Here is a 20,357-nt window from a genome sequence, read left to right as displayed (position 1 = left end):
GAGACGCTGTCAGCACTCCTGGGCGAACAGCCGCAGGAGATCGTTCATCTGGTAGCGGCCCGGGGAGACACTCTCCAGGAGCTGGGCGTCGACAAGCCGCTCCAGGCACAGTTCCGCGCGTGCGCTGGACTCCGAGAGCAGCCGCGCGGCGTCCGAGAGACTGACCACCGGCTTGCTGAAGCCGCTGAGCAGTTTGAAGGCTGCCGCGGCCGCCCGCATGGCGGGATCGGCGTTGTCGGAGAGACGCTGGTACGAGCCGGACAGGCTGGCCCGCACCCCCATGCCTTCGATCTCGAGGTTGTCGAGGCGACGGGCCTCGTCGGCGAGGCGGGAGTGCAGCTCGGCCAGGGGCCAGCTCGGGCGGGAGGCCAGACGCGCCGCCGCAGTGGTCACGGCGAGCGGCAGGCACTGGCACAGCTTCACGATCGCCACGGCCGCGGCCGGCTCGGCAGCCACCCGGTCCATGCCGGTCAGCCGACCGAGGAGAGCGAGAGCTTCGTCCACCTCCATGGGCCTCAGGGGCAGTTGGCCGACGCCGCCCAGGGCGGACAGCGGCTGCCTGCTCGTCACGATCACTCCGAAGCCGGCCCCGTTCAACAGCAACGGCCTTATCTGCTCGGAGTCGGAGGCGTTGTCGAGGACGACCAGCATCCTTCGCCCGGCAACCAGGGAGCGGAGCAGGGCGGACGCCTCGTCCGCCTGCACGGCCGGTGGCGGCGGCTCGGTGCCGAGCGTACGGAACATGCGGGCCAGGGCCTCCGACGGGCTGAGCGGTGGCGCTCCGCTGCTGCTCCCGCCGAGCTCCACGTACATCTGGCCCTCGGGGTAGCGGTGGGCGAGCTGATGCGCGGCATGGATCGCGAGGGCCGACTTACCGACTCCGGCGGCTCCGTGGATGCTCACCAGCGGCGTCGCGGCCTGTGGCCTCGGTGTGGCGAGTGCGTTCTCGATCCAGGCCAGCTCCTCGGTCCTGCCCACGAAGTGCGCGACGTTCATCGGCAGTTGCCGGGGCAGCGGTGCGGAGCCGGTGCCGGTGCCGGTGCCGCGGTGGTGGGGCTGGAGTTCGCCGCGGAGCATGGCCATGTGCAGGCCACGCAGGGGCGCGCCGGGTTCGTGTCCCAGCTGCTCGGCGATCTGTTCACGCACGGTGGCGTAGTGCTGCAGAGCCTCCGAGGTGCGGCCGAGCGCGCACAGGGCGCGCATGTAGAGGTCCGCCAGCGGTTCGGCCAGTGGATACGAGTCCAGGACCTTGGCCAGCCGGTCGGCGACGGCCTGGGTGTTGCCCAGCCGCAGCTCATCGGATGCCCAGGCGCTCGCGATGCCGACGAAATGTGATTCGGCGTTCCGGCGTATCGTGCCGGCCCAGTACCCCGTCAGATTCACCAGAGGCTTGCCGCGCCAGAGGTTCATCGCCTCCCGCAGGGCGAGGAGGCGCTCCTCTCCGTGTGCGGCGCGTGCGTCCTCGGCGAGGGTGCCGATGCGGTGTAAATCGACATTCTGCGGATCGATGCGCAGCACGTATCCCTGTGCCCCCTTGACGAGGGACACCGGCTCGGCTGTCGCGTCCTCGGACGCGGAGGCCCTGGTCAGGAAGTCACGGAGCCGGGCGATATGGGCGTAGAGGGCGCTGCGCGGCGCGTCGGGTGTGTCCTGGCCCCAGACCCGCCGGATCAGGGCGTCGATCGACACCGGGCTGCCTGCGTCGACCGCCAACGCCGCCAGCACCAGGCGCCGTTGATGCGGTCCTACGTCCAGTGGCCGGCCGGCCACTTCCACTTCCATCGGGCCGAGCAATCTGATTCTCATAGTCCCCCGTCTTTCGGTGAGATCGCAGTGGGAGCGCTCCCGCTCGATGCTGCACCATGCCGTCAGTGTTCAGAAGGGTCGGAGTCATGTGGCCGCGAGGCCGGTGCGGTACCGCCGCCGGAACCCCGGGTCGACAAGGTAGCGCAGTGCCCCGGTCAGGCCGCCCGCCGAAACCGCGAGCCCGTAGCAGTAGTTCAGCGCCGTCGTCACCAGCACCATGCGCCAGCCGGCGGCACGCCGGACGTAACCCAGCAGCGGGTGGTTCACCCAGAGGAACCAGGCGAGGCCGGCGACCGGCAGGACCGCGAGCGCCGGAGCGAGGAGCGGCAGCGGCGCTGTCGCCGCGGTGAGGGTGATCGCGAAGATCTCCGGCGGCCGGTGCAGGGCCTCACGCTCGGGCTTGAGGTCGCGTTGCAGGAGGATCAGGGGCACCAGGGAAACGGCCCGGCCGAAGCGCTTGCGCAGCACCGTCGACATCCGGTCGTCGTCGTCGTGGTAGCCGACGACGTCGAGCGCTCGTGCCACCGGGAACCGCCCGGAGATCCGCAGGCCGTACTCGTGGTCCTCGTTGGCCCACTGTCCGGTGAGCCGCTCGTCGAACCCGCCGAGCTCGTCGACGACCCGGCGGCGGATCGCCCCGACCGCGAAGTGCCCCGTGAGCACGGGGCGGGGCTGGATCTGGCGGTAGTGGCCGTGCAGGACCTGCACCTGCTCCACGACGCTGTCGTCCACGAGTGGCCGGTCGCCGTAGATGCCCCACACCGCGGCACACGTGGGGTTCTCCTCAAGGCTGCGGACCGCGTTGGCCACGGCGTCCGGGGCCAGCGCGACGTCGGAGTCGAGGAAGAACAGGACATCACCGCGGGCGGCGGCGATTCCGCGGTTCCGCGCGATCCCCGCCCCGGAGTTCTCGGCCAGCCGGACGACCGTGCACGCGTAGGTGCCGGCGATCGCTGCGGTCCCGTCGGAGCTGCAGTCGTCCACGACGATCAGTTCGACGTGCGGGTACGTCTGCTCCAGCACGGACTCGAGACAGAGCGCGACGGTCTTCGTGCTGTTGTAGCAGGGCACGATCACCGACACGAGCGGGTGTCCGGATCCAGTCACGTCAGCTCCAGGGAATCGAGGTCGCCCGCCCTGCCCTCAGGGCGGCGCGACAACATGGGGTTCGGTGCGACACCACCGGACGGGCAAACCGCGGTGCGGTGGTGCCCGAGGCTCTGGTCCATGGCCGGATTCTCCTTCCTGTCGGTCGTTCATCTCAGTCGGTGGGCACTGGAGTTCGACCTCATAGGGCACAGGTGTTCCATGCGCCGAATTTTGTCTCAAAGGTAGCCGGTGGTCCGTCGCGCAGAAAGGGCTTTTGGAAACTGCCGGGGCGGCCCACCGGTCTTGCCCCGCTATGTGGACCCCTGTGACCCATGCATTCGGATACCGGCCCGATCATTTACCGTTCGTGCGCGCGGCCGGTCCGGACAAGCGGAATGCCGGCATCGATTATTGATCGGCAGAACTGATCATTCCGTGGTGATCGCGTCGAATGCGGAAGTCACCGCGGTCGGTTCCGGCTGCGGAATCGCACGCCTGAGGGGCGGCCTCGTCGAGACCGCCCCTGAGGACACCGCATGCTGTCGCCGGGAAATAACGGGGCCCGGACGATTACTGACTCAGGAAGGGCTGTCCCCGGCAGCGAATGCGTCCACTCCGGTCAGCTCGGCCGAGAGGGCCCACAGACGTGCGGCCTGCTCCTGGTCCGCCGGCTCGTCGAACGGACGGGCCACCGCGCAGTGCAGGCAGTAGGAACCTCCCGCGTCGGCGAGTTCCGGAGAGGTCGCCGCCCACACCTGGGTGGCGGCGCCCTGCTCGGGCGACCGGAACTCGGGGAGCAGCGGATTCCCGGCGTCGTCGATCCAGCCCGAGCCGACCATCTCCTCATGGGTTAGGTGCCGCTGCAGCGGAGTGAGGATGTATCCCGGATTCACGGAGTAGCCGTGCACCCCCCGGGCGCGGCCCAGCAGGTCGAACCGGGCCGCGAACAACGCGTTGGCGAGCTTCGACTGGGCATACGCCGCCCACTTGTCGTAACCGTGCTCGAAGTGCACGTCGTCCCACTGGACGGTTCCGGTCGGGCTGACGCCCGAGGAGACGACGACCACCCTCCCGCCCTCGCCGATCGCCGGAACGAGCCGGTTGACCAGGGCGTAGTGCCCGAGGTGATTGACGGCGAAGTGCCCCTCCCAGCCCGGCCCGACACGGGTCTCGGGGAGAGCCATGACACCGGCGCCGGCGATGACGATGTCGATGCTGCGACCGGAACCGAGGAAGCGGTCCGTGAAGCCGGCCACGCTCCCCAGGTCGGCGAGGTCCAGTTCGTCGACCTCCGCGTCCACGTCGACGAGCGCCTTCTGCGCCACCTCCGGGCGACGGGCCGGGACGACGACATGCGCGCCGGCGCCCGCCAGCGCCCGGGTCGTGGCCAGGCCCAGGCCGGAGTAGCCCCCGGTGACCACGGCCAGCTTCCCGTGCAGGTCGACGCCGGCCAGGACGTCTGCGGCGGAACTGTCGATGGTGAATGTCATGCATGCCTCAGCTTCGGAGATGGTCAGGCAGGGGTGTTCACGCCGTAGAGCCGGCGCACCGAGCGGGGGAACAGCAGTCCTTGCAGGATTCCGATACCGGCGGCGAGCGCGGACGTGAGCGTCACCAGGAGGTGGAGCACCGTGAACTGGAGCCCGAACAGGACTCCATGGTGCCGATAGGCGTACGCGTACGTCCGCCAGTCGAGCAGAATGCCCACAGCGAGAGCGAGAGCCGTCGCGACGAGGGCCAACGGCCCGAAGAACGGCACGCCGAGGAGGCTGAGGGCCGCGGCCAGCACGAACCCGCTGCCCAGAGCGCGGTAACTCGTCCCGGCGCCGCCGGGCAGGGAGCGAAGGCGTACCCAGTTGGGGGCGCCGATCCGGGTGCGCTGGAACACCTTCGTCAGCATGACCCCCAGAGTGCCGTCGTGGTCGTGACGGCCGCGGACGGACCCTGTCGCCCACACGTCGTAGCGGGCGTTGAGCCGGAATCCGTAGTCCTGCTCCTCGGTCCAGCGCAACTTGTCGTTGAAGGGTCCGATCTCGCGGAAGACGGCGGTCCGGATCGCGAAGAGGGCCGAGTGCAGGCCCGGGATCAAACCGTCCACCTCGTTGAACCAGACGTACTGCTGGATCGCCCGGTATTTCTTGACGATGCTGTCCGGGAACATCGATTCGGCCTGATACATGCCGCAGACGGCGCCGAGGGAATTGTCCGCGAGAAGGAAATCAACTGCTTTCGCCACCGCGTCGGGTGCCAGGGCGACATCGGAGTCGACGAAGAAGAGCACCTCACCACGAGCGGCTTCCGCCCCGAGGTTGCGGACGGTGGAGACACCACGGTTCACCGGGCTCTCCAGAACCGTCACGCCCAGCCGACGCGCAATGGCGACGGAGTCGTCGGTGCTGCAGTCGTCCGCCACGATGATCTCGATCGCGGGGTACGTCTGGCCCTGTGCGGCTTCAATGCACGCCCCGAGCGTCCGGGCGTAGTTGTAATTCGGGATTATCACCGAAACCAGCGGCGCCTCAGCCATCATTCCTCCGAATTCATCTTGTCGGTCGTCAACAACTGGGGATGCAACGGTGGTGACCCTAGGCGCGCGGCGCTTGGCCGAAGCTTGTCGCCGCCTTCGGGCCGCCCGGACGTATGCGCGGAGGGGGAGGCCGCTCGCCGCCGGAGTATCTCGGTCACGGCCAGCCCCAGCGCACCGGTGACGAGTTCGCTCAGGGCGACGACGAGCCGGCTGAGGACGGCGACCACACCCGCCGCCGGCAGCGGAAGGACCGCGCCGAGCGCGCTCAGCAGGATCACCTCGCGCACGCCGAGCCCGTCGGGCGTGAAGACCGCGAAGACACCGGCGGCCGCTCCGAGCGCGAACGCGCCGACGCACACCGGCAGCGAACGGAGCGGCGGGGCACCCAGCATGATCGCCAGGAACCACAGCTGCATCCCGCCGAACAGCCAGGAGAGGAGCTGGATCACCACGTTGCGGCGAATGACCCGCCCCGGCACCGTCACCGCGGGCGGCGGGCGCCGACGCAGCCGTGCCGCCAGGACGGCGGCATCGTTCACCAGCCGGGGGCGCAGCAGGAGCACGGCCAGAGGCACCGCCGACGCGGCCGCCAGCCATGCCTCCGAGCCACCGAGCACCTGGGGCCCCGCCACCAGCCCGGCCGAGGCCGCGGTGAGGAGCCCGATCACCAGCGTCAGCAGCCACGCCGTGGTCATCCGGGCGGTCGGCACACCCATCGCCCGGCCCATCTTCACGCTCAGGACCAGCCCGAAGACCTTGCCCGGCACGTATTTGGCGAACTGGCCGACGAAGAAGATCCGGGCCGCACCCACTTTGGTGACTCCACCGCCCTCGGCCGGGGGCGTGATGTCGGCGCTGACCGCTGACAGCATCGACCACCAGGCGAGCAGGGCAGCGAGTACGGCGACGGCGTTGGCGAGCATCGCCAGCCCGACCAGCACCACGAAGGACCCCGGCGGCCGGTCGCGCATCTCGGTGGCGAGGACGGACCAGTCCTGGCCACGCACGAACAGTGTCACCGCTACGGCCATGCCCACGAGCAGCACGGCCGTGAACGCCCGTTGGAGGAGTCTGGCCGGGCGGGAGCCGCGGACCTGGGGATCCTGGGTGTCCGCCATGTCTCACCGTCCCGCGTCGTTCGGCTGGATCATGGGAGGGACCGTAGGGGAGCGGTTCTTGGCGAGTTCTTGGCTGTCGCCGCTCACGGATGCCGTGCGCGGCCGTACCGGACCACGGCAGCCGCACGGGTCCGGCCACGCCTGACCGAGGGGCGCGTGTCACCTTCCGTCATGGACGGGCGGGCGCATTTGCCTCAGCCATGGCGACGGCGACCGGTGATCCCTGCCGCGGCGTCACGTGCTGTCGCCGATTCCCCTCTCGCCGACGGCTCGGCAGGCTGCTCCCCGTGGCTCGAACCGATCTCCGGATCCGGTCGTTCCGCATTTCCGGGGGGTGACGGTGCGGTTAGCATCACGCTGCTCGAACGGGGGATCGGCATCTCATGGATTCTCATGCCCCACGTCTCGGCAGTGTCCGGTATCGCGAACGGGCCGTACGGCCCGGCAGGCCGCAAGGGGAACGGGGAGGAAATGTCCGCGCCGCAGAAGGGTGGCATGGGGGTGTTCTCCCTCAGCTGGCCGATCTTTCTTCAGCTGACCTGTACGTACTTCATGGGGATCGTCGACGTATGGGCTCTGGGCCGTATATCCGACGACGCCGCGGGCGCGGTGGGATCCGTCACCACCTTGGTGACGTTCGTCCTGATGATGTTCTCCTTCATGGGGCAGGGCGGCAGCCTCGTGTACGCACGCTCGCTCGGCCGGGGCGGGGGCACGAAGGTCCAGGAGTACTACTTCGTCGCCCTGCTGCTGCACATCGTCCTGGGCCTCGTCGCCGGAGTCGTGGTCTACGTCTTCGCCGGGGACGCCGCTCGTCTGATGGGGCTCGACGGGCGACTGCTCCCGTACGGGACGGTCTTCCTGGAAGTCGTCGCCGCGGGGGCCCTCCTGCATTCGGTCATGGCGATGTTCGGCGGGGTCATGGCGGCGAACGGGTTCACGCTTCAGGCCATGTTCGCCAGCGCCCTCGCCAACATCGTCAACATCGCGCTGATCTACGTCCTGGTGCTGTCGGACTCCGGGCCGCGTCTGGGCGTTCGGGGCGTAGCCCTCTCCACCGTGCTGGCCACCGCCGCCGGCCTGCTCTACAGCGTCCGGCTGGTGTTCTTCCGGATCGGGATCAGATTCAGGCGCCCGGCGGACCGGCGGGACCTGCGCGCGCACTGTGCGCTGCTGGCGGCCTTCACGCTGCCCACCATGCTGGAGCCGGCCTTCTGGCAAGCGGCGCAGATAGCCACCACCAGGATCATCGCGGTCGTGGGTACCGACGAACTCGTCGCCCGGACGTACACCCTGAGCATCACCAACATGATCGGGATGTTCCCGTCCGCGCTCTCCCAGGGACTGCAGATCTCCCTCGGGTATCTCGCCGGCGCGGGCGACCTCGACGCGATCCGACGACGCGCCCGCGGAGCCCGGCTGGCAGGTTCCGGGATCGCTCTCGCCCTGGCACTGGTCACGGCGCTCAGCAGCGGCTGGATCATGGGCCTGTTCACCAGTGATCCGCAGGTGACCGACACCGGGAAACTGCTGCTGTGGTGCGGTCTGCTCTATCTGCCCGGCTCCGCTCTGATCATGACCACGGCGAGCACTCTGCGCGCCGTCGGTCATGTCACCTATCCGGCGGTGGTCGGGATCGTCGTCCTGTGGGGTGTCTTCGTCCCCCTGGCCTACCTGCTCTCCCTGCCGCTCGGGCTGGCGATCCTCGGCGTGATGATCGCCATGGCCGTGGACGAGAACCTCCGCGCCCTGCTGCTCAGCGCCCGTTGGCGCTATCTGTCCGCACCGGAGCGGGCCCATCGCGTTCTCGACCAGCCGGAACAGGTGCCTGTGTCCGGGTCCTGACGCGGCGACACGTCGTGAGCAGGGCTGAACAACGAATTCTCGGGAGCTCAGTGTGAAAGCAAGCCTGGTCGTTCCGACCTACAACTCCAAGGAACTTCTCGCCCCCTGTCTGATCTCGCTGAACCACCAGCGCCTCGACCCGTCCGACGCATTCGAGGTGGTACTGGTCGACGACGGGTCGACCGATGGCACAGGGGACATGGTCGACGCGCTTCCCCTCACCTACCCGGTGCGCCGTCTCCATCTTCCGCGCACCGCGGAATCCTGCCGTTCGGCGGCCCGGAACGCCGGGATCCAGGCGGCGGACGGGGATCTGATCGTCTTCGCGGACGGCGACCAGATCATCGACCCGCTCTTCCTCCAGGAGCACATACGGTGCCACCGTGACCGCCCCGGGATCGTGGCCATCGGGTTCCGTGACTACCTGGCCCCCGGCGCGGTGGACCTCGAACGGCTGCGGTCCGCCGTCGACCCGGAGGCCCTCCCGGAGCCCGCCGCGCCGGACGAGCGGGCGGAGGTCACGGACCTGCTCTCGGAGAACCTCGGCAACCTGGCGACCGCCTGGCACTTCCTCTACGGCTGCAACGTCTCGGTACGCAAGGAACACCTGCTGGCCGTCGGCGCGTTCGACGTGAACATCAGGAAATGGAGCTTCGAGGACGTCGAGCTGGGCTACCGCCTCCACCGCCACGGCCTCACCTTCGTCCACACACCGTTCGCCCGCGTCCACCACCAGCACCACCCGGAGTCCCAGCGCGAGCGCCACGCCGACTGGCGGGAGAACTTCGCCTACTTCACGGCGAAGCACCCGGAGCCCGAGGTCCGGCTCCAGTGGATCCTCGACGCGTACTTCGACCCCGCGCGCGACGACGGACCGAGCTGGTTCGACGCGTATCTCCGCCTCGAGTTCGCCTGCCGGGCACTCGCCGGCCGGCTTCCCCTCGGGGAGCCGTACGAGGTGCTGGTGGTCGACGACAGCGGCCTCCCGGGAGCCGGGAAGAGGATCGCGGACGCCGGTGCGGACGCCGACCTGATCGTGGTCGACCTGACGGAGGACAGGGATCTGCCGCTCGCCGTGCAGACGCTGCGCACCGGGCGGGAACTGCTGTACTTCAAGAGGCCCGGCGCGCGCGTGCTGGAGCGAGCGGCGAAGACCTTCGGGTGCCCCGCGCTCGCCCACCTCGCGGGAGAGGCGTGAGCGCCATGACGGTTCGTCCCCCGGCCCCCACGGCGAAGAGGTTCACCGGAGACAGTGCCGGCATCCACCGTCTGGTGCTGGATCTGCGGAGCGGCGGGATCCCGGCCCGCGACCCGGACTCGGCCGTGGCCAACCGCGACCTGGCCGAGCTCCTCAGGACGCGGAGCCCGCGCCTGCTTCCCTCCACGGCGGACTCCGTCTTCGCACCGGAACCACCGGCCGGCGGACCGGGCCGGCCTGCGGTGCCGTTCCTGCCCCGGGAGCGTCTGCTGACACCGGCGGAGCAACGGATCGCCGTCGAGTGCTTCGCCCGGGCGGTGGCATCGGGTGAACTGACGAGCGGGCCCGCCGTGGCCCGCTTCGAGCACGCCCTCGCCGAGTTCGTCGGGCTGCCCCACGCCGTCGCCACGAGCAGCGGCACCGACGCCCTCGTCATCGCCCTGCGCGCGGTCGGAGTGGGGCCGGACGACGAGGTGATCATGCCTGCCAACAGTTTCGCCGCCACCGAGAACGCGGTGTTCGCGTGCGGTGCCGTCCCGGTCCTCGTCGATGTGGACCCCGGACGCCACTGCCTGGATCCCACGCTGATCGAGGCAGCCATCACCCCCAGGACCCGGGCGGTCCTGCCCGTGCACCTGTACGGCCGGCTCGCCGACGCCCCCGGTGTGCGGCGGGTCGCCCGGGAACACGGGCTGCGTGTGGTGGAGGACGCCTGTCAGGCCATCGGGGTCTCAGGCGTCGGCCGGTACGCGGACGCGACCGTTCTGAGCTTCAACCCGTACAAGAACTTCGGGCTGACCGGAAAGGCCGGCGCCGTCCTCACCGGCGACAGCGAACTCCACGCACGCATGGAGAGCCTCGCCTACCACGGATTCGCCCCCGGCGAGAAGAACGTCAAGACCGATCTCTGGGGCCTCAACGCCAAGATCGACAACTCGACCGCGACCGTGGCGACCGGGCTGGTGCCCGGGCTCACCCTGAACAACTACCGCCGGGCCTTCCTCGCCCACCGCTACGTCGAGGCCCTGGCGGAACTCGGCACGGCCGGACAGCTGGAGCTGCCCGCCTTCACCGACGACCACTCCTGGCATCTCTTCCCGGTGCGGGTGCCGGCGGGGGAAGCGGCCCGGGACGCACTCCGCGTCCGCCTGCGGGAGAGCGGCATCGAGACGGACGTCTACTACCCCGTGCTCGCCCACCGGCACCGGACGCCGCTGCACGAGAAACTCTTCGGAGGCGTCGTCCTGCCCCGCACCGAGAAGCTGAACGCGACCGTGTTCCACCTTCCGCTCCACAACGGACTGTCCGTCACCGAACAGGACAGAGTGATCGAGGAACTGCATGCGGCTGTCCATGCCACCGGAGTCTGAGACGGCTGTGCTGCCGCTGCCGCTGCCGCTGCCGCTGCCGCTGCCCCGTCCGGTGCGGGCCGTGGCCTTCTCCGACTTCGACGAGACCTATCTGGCGCACTTCCCGACCGAGCGGGAGAGGCTTCACCGGGAAGCCCTGGAGGACTACCTCCTGGAGGCGGGCGTACGGCACGGGCTGCTGTTCGGCTGGGTGACGGGCAGTTCACTGTCCTCCGTGCTGAGCAAGGCACGCGCGTACGGGCTGCGTACGCTGCCGCACTTCGTCGCCTGCTCGCTGGGCACCGAGCTGCTGATGTCGGACGCGGGAGAGCTCCGCCCGGACCCCGGCTGGACGCGGCTGCTGCCGGACGCCGAGAGCCTCGGACGCGGCGCCGGGAACGTCGTACGGGAACTGGCGGAAGCCGGGGTCGGCCTGGAACCGCAGCCCGGCCGTGCCCCGGACAGTCTGGTGAAGAGCTACTACTACCGCTCCCGTGACCCCGGGACCGACGCCCGCAACCTGGCCGCCGTCCGGGAGGCGGCGGCGCGTGCCGCACTCGGGGCCGGCGTGAGCCGGTGCAATCCGGCGGCCGGGGACCCGGCGGACAGCTACGACATCGATCTCCTGCCCCTCATGTGCGGCAAGAGACAGGTCGTCCGGTACGTCTGCCGCAAGTACGCCCTCGACCCGGCGGACGCGTTCGCCTTCGGCGACAGCGGCAACGACCTGGAGATGCTGGCCGCCGTGGGCCACGGAGTCCTGGTCGGCAACTGCACGGAAGAGGCCCGAGGCCGCCATCCACGCGTGTCCGACCGGTGTCATGCGGACGCCGTCCTCACCACGCTGCGCACAGGACTGCGAGCCGGACGGTGACGACCACTGCCACAGCGACCGAAGGAGTACGTGGACCGATGCGGGTGGGAATCATGGGGGCCGGAGGGATCGGCCGGACGCACGCACAGGCGGTCCTGGCCGTCGAGGGCGCCACGCTGGCCGGCTTCTACGACGTGGACGGCCCCAGGGCGGCGGTGGTCGCCGACGGTCTGGGCGTACCCGCCTTCACCTCCCCGGACGCGTTCTACGAAGCCGTCGACGCGGTCGTCGTGGCATCCCCCAACCGCACACACGCCTCGTACGCCTGCGAGGCCGTCGACCGTGGGTGTCACGTGCTGTGTGAGAAGCCGATGGCCGTCTCCGTCGAGGAGACCCTCGCCATGCGGGAACGCGCGGCCGGCGCACCCGTGGTCTGCTGCGTGGGTTTCAACTACCGCTGCCTGGGCGTGGTGCGGGAGATCCGCCGGCAGATCGACGAGGGCGTACTGGGCCGTGTGCTCCACGTCGATCTGGCGTTCAGACGTGGCAGTGCGCTGACGCGCAAGACGTTCACCTGGCGGGACAATGCCGCCGAGCGCTTCACCAGCGGTGCGCTCGGTGACCTGGGCGTGCATCTCATCGACCTGCTGCACCACCTCTTCGGCAGCGAGGTCGACACCGGATCCTGCGAGGCCGGGCTGCGGACGAAGGTGGCCGCGAAGGAGGGGCGCAAGGTGTGCGTGGACGACCACGCCTTCGTGAGCGGCCGGCTGACCGGCGGGCCGCACTTCACCCTGACCGCGTCGAAGTCCTCCCTGCCGGAGGACGTCGGCTTCCGCGTCTCCGCCACCGGCACCCGGGGCGAACTCCGGTACAACTCGCAGGACGGTCCTGTCCTCGACGTGCGCACAGGTGTCGAGTGGGAGCCGGTGAAGATCCTCGGCACCCCCGGCCTGGAGGACCCGCCCGGCGAGATCCACGGCTGGGCCGATTCCTTCGTGACCCAGCTCCACCACTGGACGGCGGCCGTCGCCGGCCTCGGGCGTGCGCAGGCCCTGGCGGGTTTCGACGACGGGCACCGGGCTCAGCGGGTCCTGGACGAACTGCTGCGCAAGGGGAAGGCCGGGTGACCGGCCGGGCCGGGGGAGTCAGGACTGCGCCGGGGCCCTGCCCAGCACGGCGCTGACATCCACGGTGTCCTCCGCGGACGGAGTGGCCGTGGGCACCGGCTCGTCGAAGCCGGAGAAGTCCACGGCCGCGTCCGCCCCGTCGCCCAGCACGGTGATCCGCACGGGGTAGTGCTCGCCACCGGTGTCGACGTACGCCGTCAGCTTCTGTCCGTGCAGTGTCCTGGTGACCGGCACGGTCCGTACGCCGTCGACCGTCGTCACCTCCCCCTTGGCGAACGTCCCGACGTCGTTGCCCGCGTTGTCGGAGACCAGCTCGCGGAAGGTGTCCAGATCGCACGCCTCCACGACGGGCCGCAGCCTGGAGTCCGAGGCCGAGCCCTTCATGTACCTTCCGGCGAGAACGGCCTCGAAGGCCGAGCCGCCCACGGGGACCTGGTTCTCCCAGAAGTCCGCGTCCGGCTTCAGCCAGACCGAGTCGGCCCGTTTGACGATCTCGACGGAGCCCTTGCCCTCACCGAGATCCACACCGCCCGCGCAGTTGCCGTTCCGGTCCACACTGAGGTTCACCGTCATCGGTGGGCGCCCCTCCCCGAGGTCGCCCCGCGCACGCAGATGCACGGAGCTGACGTCCAGCAAGGCCTCACGCGAGCGGTCGGCGATCTGCTCGGCGGGGAGAGCTTCGATGTCGTCGTCCGCCTGGGCCGCAGTGGTGCCGGCGACGGCGAACACGGCCACGGCCGCACAGGCCGCAGCGCGGGTGGCGATGCGCTGTCCTGTCACGGCGCCTCCTCGGAAACTCCCTGTCCAGGGCCCTTACGAGCGGGATTCACCCCACCTCGCGAGCGTACGCCCGCGCACGGTCGGGTGCATGGCGGGCCGGGCGGCGCACAGCAGCTCGCGGGCCGTCGTCGCCTGCCGCTCCTGGCACGGACGACGCGGGCGACGACCTGCTCCGCGACGGCCCGCAGATCGGCGTCGGTGACGGACCGGACCCGCCGGGTCGGGGTCACCCGTACACCCAGCCTGAACAGCCCGAGCCGGCCACCCGAGGCGGCGGCCATCCGCGACCTGTTGCGCAGGCTCCGGACGGCAGGCCGATGCGCCGTCCTGTCACGCTCGCGCCCTCCGGAATCCGCCTGGTCAGGGCACATATGACGGCGTTTCACCTCAACCGGTGAGCGCACGCCCGCGCACGGCTGCGTGCGCGGGCGGCCCGGTGTACGGAGGGTGAGGTTCGGCGCTGTTTTCGGCTACGGACCGTGGGGGAGCACTGCCCCGAAGATCACCGGAACTCGACCGGAATCAAGGGGAGACATGAAGAAGCTGTTCAAGGGGAACGTCGTCCGCACGCTGGCGCGGGGTGCTGCCGTCACCGGTCTGACCGTCGCGCTCGCCGTGCCGGCCACCGCCGCGGTGGCTGTCGCACCCGCTGCCGCCATCCCGCCGGGTCTGTCGTGCGACACCGGCAAGCACGCGATCGACGACTACACCGGTTTCGCGCTCTGCCGGAACAACGGTTCGGCCACGCAGGTCTTCTGGGTGCACCTGGTCTGCGGCTGGTCGCCCGACGTGGACGGTGAGCGCGTCACGCTGCGGCCTGGCGAGTCCGGGCAGTCGACCGCACACTGCGCGGGCCTCGGCTCGGGCATCGGCGAGATCCACGTGCGCCCGTAGCACCCGGACACCGGGCCCCGTCTTTCGTACGCCCGGGAGACGGGGTCCTGGATCCCGACCCGTGTGCGGCGTGCTTGAGAGGAGTTCGCCGCCTCGTTACTCTCCGGTAGACCGCTCGGGCGGACTCCGGGCAGACACCGGGGCCGGTGCTCCGGCGGACGCGAGGAGGCGACGGCGATGTCCTCAGCAGACCCCACGGAGCGGACCGGACCGAGCAGGCCGGCGGAGCCGCCCTTGGGGCCCGGACTCGTCGACAGCGCCCGGGAGCTGGCCGAGGGCCGGACGACCTCGGCCGGGCTGGTCGCCGCGGCGCTCGCCCGCATCGAGGCGAGCCGTCACACCCTGAACGCCTTCCGGCAGGTACGCACGGAGGCCGCGCTCGCCGAGGCCGCCGAGGCGGACCGGCGGCTCGAGGCGGGGGAGCGGCTTCCGCTGCTAGGGGTGCCCGTCGCCGTCAAGGACGACACCGACGTCGCCGGGATGCCCACCTACTTCGGCTGCGACGGCGCGCTGCCGCCCGCCACCGCCGACAGCGAGGCGGTCCGCAGGCTCAGGGCCGCCGGGGCCGTCGTCGTCGGCAAGACCAACTCCTGCGAACTGGGCCAGTGGGCGTTCACCGAAGGGGCCGCCTTCGGCGTCACCCGTAACCCCTGGAGCACCGCGCACACGCCCGGAGGCTCCTCGGGCGGCTCCGCGGCGGCCGTGGCCGCCGGGCTCGTCCCCGCCGCACTGGGCTCGGACGGCGCGGGCTCCATCCGTATCCCCGCCGCCTGGACCCACCTCGTCGGCATCAAGCCCCAGCGCGGCCGGGTCTCCGTCCACCCCCGGAGCGACGCCTTCCAGGGCCTCACGGTCAACGGTCCCCTCGCCCGTACCGTCGCGGACGCCGCCCTCCTCCTGGACGCCGCGGCGGGACCGCACCCCCGGGACCCGCACCGCCCGCCCGCCGTCGACGCCTCCGCGGCCGCCCGCCGCGACCCGGGCAGGCTGCGCATCGGCCTCTCGCTGCGGCCTCCGCTCACGCTCACCCGCAACGCGCCCCACCCGGAGGTCCTGCGCGCCGTCACCGCCCTCGCCGAGACCCTCGCCCGGCTCGGCCACCACGTCGAGGAGGCCCATCCCCGCTACGGGCTCATCGGCCTCTCCTTCGTTCCCAGGGCCACCGCCGGCATCGCCGAGCTCGCCGCGCTGCACCCCGAGCCCACCCTCCTGGACCCGCGCACCCTCAGCGCCCTGCGCACCGGGACCCGTCTCGGCGGCCGGATCGTGCGGGCGGCCCGCGCCCGTGAGGTACGCCAGCACGCCAGGATCGGCGCCTTCTTCGACACGGCCAGGGGCGGTCACGGTTACGACGTGCTGCTCACCCCGACCACCGCCGCCCCGCCGCCACGGGTCGGTGCGTTCGACCGGCTCAGCGCCTGGCGCACCGACCTCGCGATGACCTCGGCCTGCCCCTACGCCTGGCCCTGGAACGTCCTCGGCTGGCCCGGGGTCAACGTCCCGGCCGGCTTCACCCGCGACGGCCTGCCCCTCGGTGCCCAGCTCCTCGGCCCCTCCCGCAGCGAACCCCGGCTCATCTCGCTCGCCGCGCAGCTGGAGGCCGACCGGCGCTGGTACGAGCACCGGCCGCCGGCCCCGGAGGCACCCGGAGCGGCCGGCGGGCGCTGACCACCCGCGCGCGCCCGCAGCGGGACGCCCTCCGGAGTCCGGCAGGGCCGGGACGGCGGCCACCGGAACCGCACGCACGGACAGGAGTGACCGGTTCCGCCGGAATGGGCGCGGGCCACTGTGGAGAGGGGGCCGGTCACGAGATATCTTGATGTCAAGCAATGTTGCAGACGTGGAGCGGAGCACCCGGTGACTGACTCGACCATCATCTATACGCACACCGACGAGGCCCCTGCCCTGGCGACGTACTCGTTCCTGCCGGTCATCGAGGCGTACGCCTCGACCGCGGGTGTCACGGTGGAGCGCCGCGACATCTCCCTGGCGGGGCGGATCATCGCCGGCTTCCCGGAGCGTCTCAAGGCCGATCAGCGTATCGATGACGCGCTCGCCGAGCTCGGTGAGCTGGCCAGGACTCCCGGCGCGAACATCATCAAGCTGCCCAACATCTCGGCCTCGATCCCGCAGCTGAAGGCCGCGATCGCAGAGCTCCAGGAGCAGGGCTACGCGCTTCCGGACTACCCGGACGACCCGCAGACCGACGAGGACAAGGACGTCCGCGCCCGGTACGACAAGGTCAAGGGCAGTGCGGTGAACCCCGTCCTGCGCGAGGGCAACTCCGACCGCCGTGCCCCCGCGTCGGTCAAGAACTACGCCAAGGCGCACCCGCACCGCATGGGCGCCTGGACCGCCGACTCGAAGACCAACGTCGCCACCATGGGCGTCGACGATTTCCGCTCGACGGAGAAGTCCGTCGTCATCTCCGAGGCCGGCTCGCTGCGCATCGAGCTCGCGGGCGACGACGGCACCACCACGGTGCTGCGCGAGTCCGTCCCGGTCCTCGCGGGCGAGGTCGTGGACGCGGCCGTCATGCGCGTCGCCGCGCTGCGTGAGTTCTTCACCGCACAGGTCGCGCGCGCCAAGGCCGAGAACGTCCTCTTCTCCGTGCACCTCAAGGCCACGATGATGAAGGTCTCCGACCCGATCATCTTCGGTCACGTGGTCCGCGCCTTCTTCCCGAACACCTTCGCCAAGTACGGCGACGCGCTCGCGGCGGCCGGCCTGACCCCGAACGACGGCCTCGGCGGCATCCTCAAGGGCCTCGACTCCGTGCCGCACATCGGCGCCGAGATCAAGGCGTCCTTCGAGGCCGAGCTCGCCGAGGGCCCGGCCCTGGCGATGGTCGACTCCGACAAGGGCATCACCAACCTCCACGTGCCGAGCGACGTCATCGTCGACGCGTCCATGCCCGCCATGATCCGTACGTCCGGCCACATGTGGGGCCCGGACGGCAACGAGGCCGACACCATCGCGGTCCTGCCCGACAGCAGCTACGCGGGCGTCTACCAGGTCGTCATCGACGACTGCCGCGCCAACGGCGCCTTCGACCCGTCGACCATGGGTTCCGTACCCAACGTCGGTCTGATGGCGCAGAAGGCCGAGGAGTACGGCAGCCACGACAAGACCTTCGAGGTCCCCACCACCGGCACGGTGCGGGTCGTCGACGGCAAGGGCGACGTCGTGCTGGAGCAGGCGGTCGGGGCCGGTGACATCTTCCGGATGTGCCAGACCAAGGACCTGCCGATCCAGGACTGGGTCAAGCTCGCTGTCACACGCGCCCGCGCGACCGGCAACCCGGCCGTGTTCTGGCTCGACGAGGGCCGTGCGCACGACGCCAACCTCATCGCCAAGGTCAACACCTACCTCGCCGACCACGACACCGACGGCCTGGACATCTCCATCAGGACGCCGGAGGAGGCCACGGCCTTCTCCCTGGAGCGCATCCGCCGCGGCGAGGACACCATCTCGGTCACCGGCAACGTGCTGCGTGACTACCTCACCGACCTGTTCCCCATCCTCGAGCTGGGCACCAGCGCGAAGATGCTCTCCGTCGTCCCGCTCATGAACGGCGGCGGACTGTTCGAGACGGGCGCCGGCGGCTCCGCGCCCAAGCACGTCCAGCAGCTGGTCAAGGAGGACTACCTGCGCTGGGACAGCCTGGGTGAGTTCCTCGCGCTCGCGGTCAGCTTCGAGCACCTCGCCACCACCACGGACAACGCGCGCGCCAAGGTGCTCGCCGAGACCCTGGACCGGGCCACGGGCACCTTCCTCAACGAGGACAAGTCCCCGAGCCGCAAGATCGGTGGCATCGACAACCGCGGCAGCCACTTCTACCTGGCGCTCTACTGGGCCCAGGAGCTGGCGAAGCAGACCGACGACGCCGCGCTCGCCGAGGCGTTCGGGCCGCTCGCCAAGACGCTGGCCGAGCAGGAGCAGACCATCATCGGCGAGCTGGCCGCCGTCCAGGGCAAGCCGGCCGACATCGGCGGCTACTACCAGCCCGACCCCGCGAAGGCGGAGGCCGTCATGCGTCCGTCGGCCACCTTCAACAAGGCCATCGCGACCCTGGGCTGAGTCCCCCCGCGCGCCCCTCTCCGGGCGCGCAACCGCCCGTACGACCGCCCCGGCAGGCACTCCGCCCGCCGGGGCGTTCGTGCGCGCGGCGCGCGCGGTGGCCACGCCGCCTGGGCCTTCGACACCGTCCTCGTGCTGACCGTGCTGTACGCGGCGTCGACCGAGGCCGGTACGACGTCTCCCCTGACAGCCCTGCCGCTGGTGGCTCTGGGGGCCGCGGCCGGCGCCTACGGCACCCGCGCCGTCCACTCCGCGCTGCTGAACTTCGTGGCGGCCAGCTCCTCCGCCCGCGCCAGCTCCTCACGGGTGACACCGCCGGCCGCGAGTCCGTAGCGGTCTCGGAAGGACCGCACCATACGGTCGATGACCGCCTCCCGGGGCAGGCCGGTCTGCCGGCGCAGCGGGTCGACCCGCTTCTTGGCCGACTTGGTGCCCTTGTCGGACATCTTCTCCTTGCCGATACGCAGGACGTCGAGCATCTTGTCGGCGTCGATGTCGTACGACATGGTGACGTGGTGGAGGACCGCACCCGGCCCGCCGTCGGGTCCGACCATGCGCTTCTGTGCGGCTCCGGCGATCTTGCCGACGTCCGTCGCGATGTCGTTGAGGGGCTGGTACCACGCCTTGATCCCCATGTCGCCGAGCGCGTCGAGAACCCATTCGTCGAGATAGGCGTAGGAGTCGGCGAACGAGAGACCGGAGACCAGGGACGAAGGGACCGAGAGGGAGTACGTGATGGTGTTCCCGGCCTCCACGAACATGGCTCCGCCACCCGAGACGCGGCGCACGACCGTCACCCCGTGGCGCGCCGCACCCTCGGCGTCGACCTCGTTGCGGAGGGACTGGAAGCTGCCGATGATGACGGCCGGGGCGCCCCACTCCCAGACGCGCAGCGTCGGGGGGCGGCGCCCGGCGGCGACCTCGGCGGTGAGTACCTCGTCGAGGGCCATGTGCAGCGCGGGGGACTGCGGCCCCTCGTGGATGAGCTGCCAGTCGTAGTCGGTCCAGTCGGTGGCCTGGGCCAGTGCGCGCCGCACCGCCACCGCGACGCCTTCGGCGGTGATCCCGTACATGACGGTGCCCTCGGGCAGCATCGCTTCGACGCGGGCGGCCAGGCCCGCGGCGTCGGTGTCGGCGGGGGCGCCTTCCAGCGCCTCGTCGATCGCGGTGATCGCCTCGTCGGGCTCCAGGAAGAAATCGCCCGCGACTCGTACGTCCCGCAGGACGCCGTCCTGATTCCTCAGGTCGACCACCACGAGTTTGCCGCCGGGAACCTTGTATTCGCCGTGCATTGCCGGGCCTCCGATGTGTTGAACCGCCTCTGACGTCAGCGTTCGCGAGGCTCGTTGTCTTCCCCGCGAGTGACCATCGGTAATGAGGCTGCGGCAACGAGGGCCAGGAGGTGCCGCAACGCGCGGTGGCGCCCGGTCTAGCAGTCATGACGGACGCCTCCGCGCGCCACCGCCGAGGCCGTCGGGTGCGGAGCGGCAGGTTCCGGGCATCCGTATACGAACCGGAGGTCACATCCGCGTCGCCTCGGCCCCGGGACCCGCAGGTGAACGCTCGTGCCGGCGACGCCGCCGGTGCTCCGTTATCCGATCGTCAGGTAAAACCCGTCCGCCATGTGAGCCGAGGTCTTGCCTTGCGGACTGTATGCGAAATACGGTCGGCGATATTCCTTGATCAACCCCTGGCGGGAGGTAGGCCCCCGTGCGCCGAAAAGCGGT

The 20,357-nt window shown here is 70.6% G+C and carries 15 protein-coding genes; 8 read left to right on the top strand and 7 right to left on the bottom strand.

Annotation, left to right across the window (positions count from 1 at the left end; all coding sequences use genetic code 11):
- Positions 1-9: 9 nt before the first annotated feature.
- The 5 genes from AB0P41_RS05665 to AB0P41_RS05645 all read right to left on the bottom strand — a co-directional run bounded on the left by AB0P41_RS05665 (position 10) and on the right by AB0P41_RS05645 (position 6,540).
- Positions 10-1,806, bottom strand: a complete 1,797-nt coding sequence (locus tag AB0P41_RS05665; protein ID WP_356715786.1) for a BTAD domain-containing putative transcriptional regulator — start codon at positions 1,804-1,806, stop codon at positions 10-12.
- An 84-nt stretch (positions 1,807-1,890) separates the two neighbouring features.
- Complete coding sequence (locus AB0P41_RS05660) at positions 1,891-2,913, bottom strand: glycosyltransferase family 2 protein (protein WP_356715785.1); 1,023 nt, start codon at positions 2,911-2,913, stop codon at positions 1,891-1,893.
- Between the two features lie 560 nt (positions 2,914-3,473).
- A complete protein-coding gene (locus AB0P41_RS05655; RefSeq protein WP_365930292.1) occupies positions 3,474-4,385 on the bottom strand; it encodes an oxidoreductase in 912 nt (303 codons plus the stop codon).
- A gap of 23 nt (positions 4,386-4,408) precedes the next feature.
- Positions 4,409-5,398 (bottom strand): glycosyltransferase family A protein, encoded by a 990-nt coding sequence (locus tag AB0P41_RS05650; RefSeq protein ID WP_356715782.1) that lies wholly within the window; start codon positions 5,396-5,398, stop codon positions 4,409-4,411.
- Between the two features lie 23 nt (positions 5,399-5,421).
- Complete coding sequence (locus tag AB0P41_RS05645) at positions 5,422-6,540, bottom strand: hypothetical protein (RefSeq protein WP_365930290.1); 1,119 nt, start codon at positions 6,538-6,540, stop codon at positions 5,422-5,424.
- A gap of 471 nt (positions 6,541-7,011) precedes the next feature.
- Between AB0P41_RS05645 and AB0P41_RS05640 the strand changes: the two genes are divergently transcribed.
- The 5 genes from AB0P41_RS05640 to AB0P41_RS05620 are packed head-to-tail and all read left to right on the top strand — an operon-like array spanning position 7,012 to position 12,876.
- Complete coding sequence (locus AB0P41_RS05640; protein WP_365930289.1) at positions 7,012-8,385, top strand: MATE family efflux transporter; 1,374 nt, start codon at positions 7,012-7,014, stop codon at positions 8,383-8,385.
- Between the two features lie 52 nt (positions 8,386-8,437).
- The gene (locus AB0P41_RS05635) at positions 8,438-9,583 is read left to right on the top strand and encodes a glycosyltransferase (protein ID WP_365930287.1); all 1,146 of its coding nucleotides are present in this window, start codon (positions 8,438-8,440) and stop codon (positions 9,581-9,583) included.
- Positions 9,584-9,588: 5 nt separating this feature from the next.
- Entirely contained in the window at positions 9,589-10,953 is a 1,365-nt protein-coding gene (locus AB0P41_RS05630) for a DegT/DnrJ/EryC1/StrS family aminotransferase (protein ID WP_365930285.1), read from the top strand.
- Positions 10,937-11,806 carry an HAD-IIB family hydrolase gene (locus AB0P41_RS05625; protein ID WP_365930283.1) on the top strand — a complete coding sequence of 290 codons (870 nt, stop codon included), beginning with the start codon at positions 10,937-10,939 and terminating at the stop codon, positions 11,804-11,806. Before AB0P41_RS05630 ends, AB0P41_RS05625 begins: the two co-directional genes overlap by 17 nt.
- Positions 11,807-11,844: 38 nt before the next feature.
- Positions 11,845-12,876: a Gfo/Idh/MocA family oxidoreductase gene (locus tag AB0P41_RS05620; protein ID WP_365930281.1), complete on the top strand. Its 1,032-nt coding sequence runs from the start codon at positions 11,845-11,847 to the stop codon at positions 12,874-12,876.
- 18 nt (positions 12,877-12,894) lie between these two features.
- Here AB0P41_RS05620 and AB0P41_RS05615 read toward each other — a convergent pair whose 3' ends face one another.
- A complete protein-coding gene (locus AB0P41_RS05615; protein WP_365930280.1) occupies positions 12,895-13,656 on the bottom strand; it encodes a hypothetical protein in 762 nt (253 codons plus the stop codon).
- 534 nt (positions 13,657-14,190) lie between these two features.
- Here AB0P41_RS05615 and AB0P41_RS05610 point away from each other — a divergent pair.
- From AB0P41_RS05610 to AB0P41_RS05600, 3 genes are all read left to right on the top strand, one after another.
- Entirely contained in the window at positions 14,191-14,550 is a 360-nt protein-coding gene (locus AB0P41_RS05610; protein WP_356715768.1) for a hypothetical protein, read from the top strand.
- A gap of 177 nt (positions 14,551-14,727) precedes the next feature.
- Positions 14,728-16,218 (top strand): amidase, encoded by a 1,491-nt coding sequence (locus AB0P41_RS05605; protein ID WP_365930278.1) that lies wholly within the window; start codon positions 14,728-14,730, stop codon positions 16,216-16,218.
- Between the two features lie 189 nt (positions 16,219-16,407).
- Complete coding sequence (locus tag AB0P41_RS05600) at positions 16,408-18,630, top strand: NADP-dependent isocitrate dehydrogenase (RefSeq protein ID WP_356715764.1); 2,223 nt, start codon at positions 16,408-16,410, stop codon at positions 18,628-18,630.
- Between the two features lie 227 nt (positions 18,631-18,857).
- On the opposite strand, the gene AB0P41_RS05595 is transcribed toward AB0P41_RS05600, so the two are convergent.
- The gene (locus AB0P41_RS05595) at positions 18,858-19,922 is read right to left on the bottom strand and encodes a biotin/lipoate A/B protein ligase family protein (RefSeq protein ID WP_356715762.1); all 1,065 of its coding nucleotides are present in this window, start codon (positions 19,920-19,922) and stop codon (positions 18,858-18,860) included.
- Between the last annotated feature and the right edge of the window lie 435 nt (positions 19,923-20,357).

The organism is Streptomyces sp. NPDC079167, assembly GCF_040686735.1.
Classification (GTDB): Bacteria; Actinomycetota; Actinomycetes; order Streptomycetales; family Streptomycetaceae; genus Streptomyces.
Note: the sequence above shows the minus strand (reverse complement) of the source record. Positions and strands in the feature narration are given on the sequence as shown.